The organism is Synechococcus sp. 65AY6A5, assembly GCF_002760415.1.
In the GTDB taxonomy this organism is placed as follows: domain Bacteria; phylum Cyanobacteriota; class Cyanobacteriia; order Thermostichales; family Thermostichaceae; genus Thermostichus.
Window position 1 is genome coordinate 1,437,657 of sequence record NZ_AXUW01000001.1, and the last position, 8,907, is coordinate 1,446,563.

Genomic DNA, 8,907 nt, shown 5'->3' on the forward strand with positions numbered 1-8,907 from the left:
GCAATCTGTCTCTCCAAGTCTGGCTTCTGCCCTCGACTTTTGACTCGGGCGTACAAAACGACTCGTTTATCCTTCTTGGGTGCTCTGATGTAACTGTCGAGGTCGTACCTTCTTGCCCTACCGGATGGTGTACGTACTGCATGGATCCAGCCCTTCTGTTCCCATCGCCTCAAGGTGTGGAGGCACACCCCAAAATAATCCGCCGCTTCTCTCGGTTTTACATACCTAGCCATACCAAGCAGCCATACTGAACATACTGGGCATTATTTTCAGTATAGTCCAGCATATCATTGACTAGAGTCATGCTCTCCAGAGATTTAACTCAATCTCTTCAACTGAAGCACGAACGGCTTTCATCCCGACACTGATTGGCTCTTGAGTCAACACAATTCACCCATACAGTGCGGGGCTTCCCGCCGATTAAGCTAAACTCAGAAAACTTTGAGGAGCACCTAGGCTTGCTTAAGCTTCCTCTTCCAGTTCTTGGATCTCTTCCGTAGGGGTGTGTCCAGTCGCTTTGTCTTCCTCAATCTGAACTGTACCAGTGGGGTTGTAGTACCGGCGCACATCCCACTCAGTAATCCAACGGCGAATAATTGACCGCACGGTAGTTGTGCCGTAAAGAGGAGGGAGCTCAGACAGTGATGGCCGTACCCAATCAGGGTAGGCCTTCTGGTAGAGATCCGCCACCTTGTGCAACATCGCTTGAATGGCCTCCTGAGCTTCCGAACAGGAACGGAGGGGGATAGCTTGCTGAATGGCCTCCATGCCCGCTTTTACAGCTTCTTCAGAAATATGCTTCTGGCGCGCCATCTCAGGTGCCTTCTCCCGATCCCCTTTTTCCTGCAAGATAGACTGCTCAAAGTCGCGGGTTACTGCTCCCGCTAGAATTAGCGGAGCTGCTTTTAGTTCTTCAGGTAAAGTTTCCTTGCCAAACAAGTGGCCAAGAACGCGGTAGGACTTGACCCGCTGCAGGATGCTGTACTGTGCAATCAGCTCGATCTCATCCACCAAAACCACCAAGCCCCTGAGCCCTATGGCCCGACATAGCTGAGCAGAGAAAGCCAGGCGCTGCCAGTGCAGACTTTCCGCAGGAGGTAGCTTGCTGACGGAGTAAGCCCCTGCCAGGCCGTGATCCCGAAGTCTCTGCCGCACCTCTGACAGCCTCAAGGTAGGTTCACCAGCCCAAAAGCGGACAATAGCGTCTAACTTCTCGTCGTCACCCTCTAGCCTTTGGTGTAAAGCTAGAGTAGCCGGCCACCAGCCCTCTCCAAATCGCCATTGGTTAACCGAAAGCTGGAACTCCTGGAAAGAAGGCTGTTTGTACTGCAGACGAGCTGCAATGCCTTGAAGCCCGCGCTCAGCCATGTCAGGGAGTTCGATTTCGGCAAGAATGCGGGGAATTAGGCGACTAGGATTGCCAAGAGGCAGCTCTTTAGAGATGACAACCAGCGAGGTGGCAAAACCCTGCTTCTTTGCTTTTTCCTGCAGAGTTAGTAGAAGATGAGACTTACCAGTTCCGAAGTCCCCCTTCACGAGCATCCCCCCAGGCTCTAAGCTGGGGGCGTTGCATAATTCCCAAAACTTCTCTTCGACCTCTTGTTGCCAGGAGCCAAGTTCTGCAACTGCAAATGGATTGGGAACACCGTTTCGCAGCGCTTCAATCGCTCGTCGGGCTACAAGTGATGCGCTCATTGAAGTTGAACCATAGTTGTACAAGGATTGGGATACTTGGAGGAATATACCTCGTTCTGGATTCGAGTTTGCAAGGCTCGGTACTTATGGTAGGACAAAAGTTCTGATTCAATGAACTCTGGAGGGGCCATGAAGATTATGGCTGTTTTCTCAAGCTTACTCTCTGCATCGATAAACTCTCGCAAGGTTTCATAGAGATCGATGATTTGCCTACGGGTAAAGATTGGACGTCCACTTTCTCTTCGCTCGTAGTAATGAAACAGACTGACAAGGATTGCCGTAGAACCGAACTGGCGTGTAAAAAGTCTCAGAAAAGAAAGTAGGATCTCTCTGGAGTTTGTCCTATCAATCCTTCGAAAAATAGCTGCTCCACGCACTTGACTAATAGATTTCAGCGTGCCTTTGAGCCACTCCTGAACCGCAAGGCACAAACCTTCTAGAGTGCCTGGACTTTGGAGAGGCTCGTAGATAAGACGGGAAATAGCCTTGCGAAAGTCGAGAGCCAGAGAGTAGTCCTGAAAAATCAGCCTCTTGATTTCTCGCTGGAACTGTATGTTAATCTCGCGGGCCTCGACTTGGTAAAACTCTGCCAGTTCCTCTAAAGTACAGTCCTGAGGTTCTGAGCTGAGGGGATATCCAACTTTTTTGAGAATGCTATAGCGCAGTTCTCTGGCAAAAGATTCCCAGTCTACCCTCTGAGCAAGGGCAAACCAAAAATTCTCAATTGAATGTAGATTGATGCACTCTTCGGTTAGATCAAAAAGCTGAAAAGAAGGAGGGGATAGCTTTTCCCGAAGAGATTTGTAGAGGCGGGAGTAGGAATCTCTTGGGACGACAGCTAGCTTGACGGTTGCACCGCCCTCAGGTATGAAGGATCTCAGGTAGTCTTTCTCAAGACAACGCAGCCATAAATCAAGCTGTAGACAACTATGGGTTTCCCCACTCATAGACGCTCAAACTCCAAAAGATAGTAAATATGTTCCTCACCGCGTTCATCGCGAATGCGATAGCAGCGACCTGAGCGAGTGCCTGTAGATGCAGAGAAGATCAAGCGATAGCCATCCACATTGTTGATTGGGCTTCGATCTAGAAGGTAAAGATGTCGGGTAAATTCTACTTCTGTGTAGTCTGAGTTATTGAGGTGGAGAACCTCAAAGACATCTCGCGCAGCTACGCTTATGGAGTTAGGTAGCTGCTCCACACACTTTCTCAGGTAGCCTGCCGCAATTCTTGCCGCCTTCCAAATGAGCTGAAGGACAGCCTGGGGATCAGTCTCTTTGCTCTTGCCGCCTCTTGCTCGCTTGATTGCTTCAGCAATAGCACTGGGCCGCTGGGATCGGAAAATCTTGCGGTCAATACGTATCCGCTCTCTGGCAAAGTGCACTGAGACAGGAAAGGCCACAAAAATGTTGGGATTCTCGGTAGGAAGCCAGGGCTGGCCTACCCGTTCCCCCACTTCGCGGGCCAGGTCTTCGAGGGAGGGGGTGGACAAAACTTGCTGGGCTTGTTCAAGAGCTCGCCTCACCAGCTCCGCTTGGGAGAGAGCTGTGTTCAAGGCAGAGCCGCAGCTTTCCACCTGGCGGTTTACTGCTTGGAGATCTCCCCTTCTGCTAGCAGCTTGAGCGCTGCCTACCGCTTTCGTCACTTTCTTAGTTAGCTCAACCAAGCTGGCCAGCTCGCCGTCGAGAGCTTTGAAAGCCTCCTCAATCATTGCTCTTCCAGTTTTTCGACAAGGTAACACTGCCAGGGAATGAGATGCAAGACTCAGCCCCCGTTGGGTTGCTCAAGGCATGCGCAGCTCCCCTTCCACCTCCAGGCGGGTGTAGGGGCCGACGGCGAGGAAGCGTTCCCCCAGCATCTCGGCGGCAGCCGGTTGGATCCAGCCCATGCGCTGCAGCAGGTGCAGGGCCAGGGCATATTTGGCCCGCGCGGCCCCGTCTTGTACCTTGATGGCCAGGCCCATCCCCTCTCCGACGCGCCCGATGCACTGGATCCCTTCGGCGCCGGACTTGCTGACCAACTCTCCCTGGGTGGCCCGCATCAATTCGGTGTCGAAACATCCCTCACCAGCCACCATTTCGGGGTGGTGGGTCATGGCGCGGGCGATGGCCTCCAAGTCCGGCCGCTCGCCGGCGGTCAGTTGGGCATATAGGGAAGCCAGGTGGTTGAGTTGTAGCTGGTAGGTGGGCACGCCACAGTCGTCACGAGCAAACAAAAACTCTTCTGAGGGCATTTGCAACAAGTCGGCCAACTTGGCCCGCACCAGGGCCTGGACGGGGTGTTGCCGCTGGGCGTAGTCCTGCAGAGTCCAGTTCTGAGCGCGGCTGGCCAGGAGCATGCCGGCATGTTTGCCGGAGCAGTTGTGGCAGAGGGGGCTGGGCTTGCCGGGTGGGGTGGGGCAGACCAGCAAATCGGGAGACAGATCGGCCCGCCAGAGCATGCTGAACACCTGCCGCGCATGGGCCGTGGTGCCCTGATGGGAGGCGCACATAATGGCGATGTCTTTCTCGCTGAGGCGATAGCGCTCGCGGATGCCGGTGGAGAGCATGGCCAGCGCTTGGAAGGGTTTGAGCGCAGAACGGGCAAAAACAGGGGTGGTGCTCTTGCCGGCCATGGCCAGGGATCGCCCGCGGCTATCGGCCACGACCGCTTGGCAATGATGGATGGATTCGGTCAACCCCTCCCGCAAGACATGGATCAACAGTTCGGGGGTGGTAGAACGATTCTCAAATGACATGAAATCCTGGGAAAGGGCCGACGAGTCTGAAAAGGAGGTGTGTACTTTATCAAATCATACGCGCAGATGCGGCGCGAGACGTTGCCGGAACCTTTCCAAGTAGCAAAATAGAACAGTTGCGTCTGGATCCCTGACTGCTGCCATGTCCTCAGCCCCGCTGGTGTTTTTGGTTTGTCACGGCAGCCGGGATCCCGAATACCAGCAAGCGGCGGCGGATTTGCTGGCCCGGGTGCGGCAGCGGCTGGCTCCTCAACCGGTGGAGCTGGCCCAGTTGGAAGGTCAGCCTCTGAGCCTGGCGGAGCAGATTCACAGACACCTGACAGCCCGCCTGGAGGGGCCGGTGGTGCTGCTGTCGCTGTTTATGGGCGGGGGATCCCATGTGGAGGAGGACTTGCCGGCTGCCCTGGAGCAGGTTCAAGCTCGCTGGCCGCACCTGAAGCTGCTGTTGACACCGCCGATTGGCCAGCATCCAGCCCTGCTTGATCTGGTGGCAGCGCGGGTGGCAGCGGCGCAGCGGTTGGGGGAACTGACCCACGGCTGGATCCTGTTTGGCCATGGCAGCCGCCTGCCGGGATTTGCCGCCCAGCTCCAGGCCGGGATCCAAGCTCTGGAACAGCGCTTGCCCGGAATCCGCTTGCATGTGGCTTTTGCCGCCCAGCCCCCCACACTGGAAGCGGCCGTAATCCATTGCCTGCGCCTCGGCCAGTATCGCCTGCGGGTGCTGCCGTTTTTTCTCTTTCCGGGCGGTCTGCTGCGCGCTTTACAGGAACAGGCTCAGCGGCTGCAGCGAGAATGGCCCTTGTTGCAGATCACGGTGGAGCCGCCCCTCTGGCGGGATCCCCAACTGGTGCAGGCCATTCAGGAGACCCTGCAGACGGCCTGTCTGACCTGGAAGTAGAGTTGGTTGGTCAAAACTGTCCTGTTCCAGCAGAATAGATATCTCCGGAAAACCATTGGGACTCGAGATGGGCAAAGTGTATCTGGTGGGGGCAGGACCTGGGGATCCGGGACTGCTGACGGTGAAGGGCAAGGCCCTGCTCGCCCATGCGGACGTGGTCATCTACGATGCCCTGGTGGGCTCCCCCATTTTGGATTTGATCCCGCCCACAGCAGAGCGGATCTACGCCGGCAAACACTGCGGCGCCCACACCCTTCCTCAGGAACAGATCACCGCCTTGCTGATCGAGAAAGCCCAGACGGCAGCCGTGGTGGTGCGCCTCAAGGGCGGGGATCCCTTCATGTTTGGGCGGGGGGGAGAGGAGATGCTGGCCCTGGTGCAGGCCGGGATCCCGGTGGAGGTGGTGCCGGGAATTACAGCGGGCATGGCCGCCAGCGCCTATGCCGGGATCCCCCTCACCCATCGCGACCTCAGCTCCTCGGTTGCTTTTGTTACTGGCCACGAGGCGGCAGGCAAATACCGCCCCCAGGTCAATTGGCGTGCCCTAGCCGAGGCCGTAGAAACCTTGGTGATCTACATGGGCATGCACAACCTCGGCTACATCGCTGCCGAATTGTTAGCGGGAGGAAAAGATCCCGCTACCCCAGTCGCCTTGATCCGCTGGGGCACCACCCCGGAGCAAGAGATTCATCTGCTCCGTTTGGAGTCTCTGGCCGGTCAGCCCTCGCCTGCGGCGCCGCCCGCCATTGTCGTGGTGGGGGCGGTGGTCAATTTGGCCAGCCTGTTGCCCACCTTGTACCCCCTTGCCCCTTCAGAACCTCAATGAACGCCTTTTTTCGCAAGCTGAGCGCGCTCTTTGCCGCCTACTACGCCTACATGCTGGAGTACCGGGCGGAGCTGCTCCTGTGGGCCTTGGCCGGATCCCTGCCCTTGATCATGATGGGGCTCTGGAGCGAGGCGGCCCGTTCAGGAGATTTCTCGCTGTCTTCCCTAGAGTTCATCCGCTATTTCCTGGCCGTGTTCCTGGTGCGCCAGTTCAGCATCATCTGGGTAATCTGGGACTTTGAGCGGGAGGTGGTGGAGGGAAGACTCTCGCCCCTTCTGTTGCAGCCTCTGGATCCCGCTTGGCACCATGTGGCCAGCCACCTGATGGAACGCCTGGCCCGCCTCCCCTTTACCGTGGCTTTGATTGCCCTCTTTTTCCTGCTCTACCCCCGCGCTTTTTGGATCCCGTCTTGGCAACAAGTGGCGCTGGGATCCCTGGCCATTTTGTTGGCGTTTGCCCTGCGCTTTCTCATGCAGTACACCCTGGCGCTGCTGGCCTTTTGGGTGGAGCGAATATCGGCCTTGGAGCAATTCCACTTTTTGGTGTACCTATTTCTCTCAGGGGTGATCGCCCCTCTGGAGGTGTTTCCGCCGGCGGTGCGTCAGGCCTTGGCCTGGACGCCCTTTCCCTACTTGGTGCATTTTCCCGCCAGCCTCTGGGTGGGGATCCCGCAAGATATCCCGCGCGGTTTTGCCATGGGCCTGGCCTGGCTGGTTCTGTTTTGGCTGGTCAACCGCTGGCTGTGGCGCAAGGGTTTGCAACACTACTCCGGGATGGGAGCTTAGGCCCAGTCCGCCTGAGCCGGCAGCCAGACCGCTTCCGAAACTATCATGGGGCAAGGATCTATCTATAGTTGACTGCCAGTATCCCTGTCTAAACTTCAATCTTGCGGCAAGGGTTGAACACTGCCCTCAAGTCATCCCTCTGTTACGCCTCAACCATTCCTCAACAGCCTCTCCCCGGTCATCATGAAGCGCGTATTGGTCGTAGATGACGATCCCCTCTCCTTAAAGGTGCTGAGCCGCCACCTCACCCAGCACGGCTATCGGGTTTGTACAGGCGCTTCGGGTGTAGAAGGGTTGCGCCTGTTTGCCCAAGAGCAGCCGGATGTGGTGGTATCGGATGTGGTGATGCCGGAAATGGATGGCTTCGAGTTTTGCCGCCAACTGCGCCAACAGCGGGGCGGCGAACTCGTTCCTTTCATCTTCCTCTCCTCTCGCAGCGAGCTGGATGACCGCGTTCAGGGCTACGAGTGGGGAGCCGACGACTACATCATCAAGCCCTTCGAGCCGCTGGAGCTGGTGGCCAAGATCGAGGCGCAAATCGAACGAGCCCGCCGCACCCAGTTGGAGATTCTGCGCCTAATCCAGCAGCAGACCCAGGCCAAAGCTGAAGCTGCCCCCCGTCCCACCTTGGCAGATCTCCCCCTCACCCCTGCCGAAGAGCGGGTGTTCCGGGAAGTGATCCGCGGCCTCACCAACAAGCAAATTGGCGAGAAGCTGTTCATCAGTCCGCGTACCGTGCAGACCCACTTGACCAACATTCTCAGCAAGCTCTCTCTGGAAAATCGCTCCCAACTGGTGCGCTTTGCCTACGAACGGGGCTACATCCCCCGGGAAGAGTCGAGCGACAAAAAATAGGTTGGGAGAGAGGGATCCCTTCTAGGCTAGGTGGAGTCTTAAGACGGCAGGCGTTGCCTTGCGCACCCGGCAAGGAATCCGCTCCCTACCCAAGCGGACAAATGCCTCGTAGCGGTGGCAGCCCGAGAACCCGTAGTACTCTCCCTCCACTTCCAAAACCTCGATCGGCTCCTGCAGCCCGATTGCTTCGATGGAAGCCATCAGTGCCCGCACCTTCTCCGGATCCGTCTGCCGCGGCAAGGGGCGACGAATTTGGGCCAAGGGAATCTCGCGAATTTGCGCCATGGTGAATTCTCTCCCTAGGTAAGCTCCTTAATCATACTCGTTATGACTTTGCTCTAGCAAGGCTTGCAGAGGGGGTGGATTCTCAGGTCAGAGCATGGCAGGATAGCACCATCCCTCGCTGCCCTTTCGCTCAGGAGCCAACTTAGCCATGTGGCAACTCCTCCAGGCTTTATGGGGAAAGATCGCCGGCAAGGCTCCTCCCGTACCCCCTGCCGTCAGGACAGGCAAGGCCCCACAAACCTCCCCTGGCAAGAGGCCGCCGCAGTCATCTTTCACGTGCCCAGCAGAAGCCTCTCAGCCCACGCTGGAACCTTCCACTCCAGCGGTAGCCCGGCAGGGTGGGGAAGCGGCGGTGTTGATCGCTTCCCAGGAGAAATCCCCCGACTCTGAGACAGTAGAATCTCCCCTGGGCACCTCTACGGCCAAAAGCATCGGCAGCTTCTGGGCCATGGCCGATACAGGATCCCGGATTTCCCGCATTGCTTCCGCCACCGACAGTGGCCGCGCGGTCAGTTCTATTTCAAGAAAACGCGCGGGATTCCCCATCGTCTATACGGTGGGGAGGGATAGCGCCTAATATAACCTGCATGACCCAAGTCCTGACTGTCTTCTGCAAGCTCAAGGTATCTGCCTCGCAAGCCACAAAGCTGGATGCAACTTTGGATGCCTTTGCCCAGGCCTGTCAACCAAAACACGCCAGAGAAGATAACCAACGCTCTTCAGCTTCAGTCTCTGAGCGACCGCGAAATCCATGCACGGTTTGGGCTGTCCAGCAACTTGGCTGTGCAGGTATGTAGGTCCATCCCCCCGTATACGGGGGGTGTGG

General features: G+C 57.0%; 11 protein-coding genes and 1 pseudogene. 5 read left to right on the forward strand and 7 right to left on the reverse strand.

Annotation, left to right across the window (positions count from 1 at the left end; genetic code table 11):
* The 5 genes from SYN65AY6A5_RS06855 to SYN65AY6A5_RS06875 form a co-directional block, all read right to left on the reverse strand.
* On the reverse strand, positions 1-233 hold a 233-nt coding region (locus tag SYN65AY6A5_RS06855), incomplete at its 3' end, for a MerR family DNA-binding transcriptional regulator (protein ID WP_143597146.1).
* 229 nt (positions 234-462) lie between these two features.
* Positions 463-1,719 (reverse strand): BREX system ATP-binding domain-containing protein, encoded by a 1,257-nt coding sequence (locus SYN65AY6A5_RS06860; protein ID WP_168173311.1) that lies wholly within the window; start codon positions 1,717-1,719, stop codon positions 463-465.
* A complete protein-coding gene (locus SYN65AY6A5_RS06865; RefSeq protein ID WP_099812299.1) occupies positions 1,692-2,642 on the reverse strand; it encodes a hypothetical protein in 951 nt (316 codons plus the stop codon). Before SYN65AY6A5_RS06865 ends, SYN65AY6A5_RS06860 begins: the two co-directional genes overlap by 28 nt.
* Positions 2,639-3,250: a hypothetical protein gene (locus SYN65AY6A5_RS06870; protein WP_143597334.1), complete on the reverse strand. Its 612-nt coding sequence runs from the start codon at positions 3,248-3,250 to the stop codon at positions 2,639-2,641. Before SYN65AY6A5_RS06870 ends, SYN65AY6A5_RS06865 begins: the two co-directional genes overlap by 4 nt.
* Before the next feature lie 228 nt (positions 3,251-3,478).
* Positions 3,479-4,432 (reverse strand): asparaginase, encoded by a 954-nt coding sequence (locus SYN65AY6A5_RS06875; RefSeq protein WP_011429816.1) that lies wholly within the window; start codon positions 4,430-4,432, stop codon positions 3,479-3,481.
* Positions 4,433-4,574: 142 nt separating this feature from the next.
* Here SYN65AY6A5_RS06875 and SYN65AY6A5_RS06880 point away from each other — a divergent pair, with 142 nt between their 5' ends.
* The 4 genes from SYN65AY6A5_RS06880 to SYN65AY6A5_RS06895 all read left to right on the forward strand — a co-directional run bounded on the left by SYN65AY6A5_RS06880 (position 4,575) and on the right by SYN65AY6A5_RS06895 (position 7,796).
* Positions 4,575-5,330: a sirohydrochlorin chelatase gene (locus SYN65AY6A5_RS06880; protein WP_041438185.1), complete on the forward strand. Its 756-nt coding sequence runs from the start codon at positions 4,575-4,577 to the stop codon at positions 5,328-5,330.
* A 67-nt stretch (positions 5,331-5,397) separates the two neighbouring features.
* Positions 5,398-6,156, forward strand: a complete 759-nt coding sequence (gene cobA, locus SYN65AY6A5_RS06885) for a uroporphyrinogen-III C-methyltransferase (protein ID WP_099812301.1) — start codon at positions 5,398-5,400, stop codon at positions 6,154-6,156.
* Positions 6,153-6,941, forward strand: a complete 789-nt coding sequence (locus tag SYN65AY6A5_RS06890) for an ABC-2 family transporter protein (RefSeq protein ID WP_011429813.1) — start codon at positions 6,153-6,155, stop codon at positions 6,939-6,941. Before cobA ends, SYN65AY6A5_RS06890 begins: the two co-directional genes overlap by 4 nt.
* 183 nt (positions 6,942-7,124) lie before the next feature.
* Positions 7,125-7,796 (forward strand): response regulator transcription factor, encoded by a 672-nt coding sequence (locus SYN65AY6A5_RS06895; RefSeq protein ID WP_011429812.1) that lies wholly within the window; start codon positions 7,125-7,127, stop codon positions 7,794-7,796.
* A gap of 21 nt (positions 7,797-7,817) precedes the next feature.
* Here SYN65AY6A5_RS06895 and SYN65AY6A5_RS06900 read toward each other — a convergent pair whose 3' ends face one another.
* Positions 7,818-8,081 (reverse strand): sulfiredoxin, encoded by a 264-nt coding sequence (locus tag SYN65AY6A5_RS06900; RefSeq protein ID WP_011429811.1) that lies wholly within the window; start codon positions 8,079-8,081, stop codon positions 7,818-7,820.
* 294 nt (positions 8,082-8,375) lie between these two features.
* Positions 8,376-8,573, reverse strand: coding sequence for a hypothetical protein (locus tag SYN65AY6A5_RS06905; RefSeq protein ID WP_143597040.1), 198 nt, complete (start codon positions 8,571-8,573; stop codon positions 8,376-8,378).
* 95 nt (positions 8,574-8,668) lie between these two features.
* On the opposite strand from SYN65AY6A5_RS06905, the pseudogene SYN65AY6A5_RS14400 reads away from it, so the two are divergent.
* Positions 8,669-8,907 (forward strand): annotated as a pseudogene (locus SYN65AY6A5_RS14400) (RNA-guided endonuclease TnpB family protein); the annotation flags it as partial.

Bases quoted from the DNA above. Each gene is read 5' to 3' on its own strand.
- SYN65AY6A5_RS06875 (WP_011429816.1), bottom strand. From the start codon at position 4,432: ATGTCATTTGAGAATCGTTCTACCACCCCCGAACTGTTGATCCATGTC.
- SYN65AY6A5_RS06880 (WP_041438185.1), top strand. From the start codon at position 4,575: ATGTCCTCAGCCCCGCTGGTGTTTTTGGTTTGTCACGGCAGCCGGGAT.
- SYN65AY6A5_RS06865 (WP_099812299.1), bottom strand. From the start codon at position 2,642: ATGAGTGGGGAAACCCATAGTTGTCTACAGCTTGATTTATGGCTGCGT.
- cobA (WP_099812301.1), top strand. From the start codon at position 5,398: ATGGGCAAAGTGTATCTGGTGGGGGCAGGACCTGGGGATCCGGGACTG.
- SYN65AY6A5_RS06895 (WP_011429812.1), top strand. From the start codon at position 7,125: ATGAAGCGCGTATTGGTCGTAGATGACGATCCCCTCTCCTTAAAGGTG.
- SYN65AY6A5_RS06890 (WP_011429813.1), top strand. From the start codon at position 6,153: ATGAACGCCTTTTTTCGCAAGCTGAGCGCGCTCTTTGCCGCCTACTAC.
- SYN65AY6A5_RS06900 (WP_011429811.1), bottom strand. From the start codon at position 8,081: ATGGCGCAAATTCGCGAGATTCCCTTGGCCCAAATTCGTCGCCCCTTG.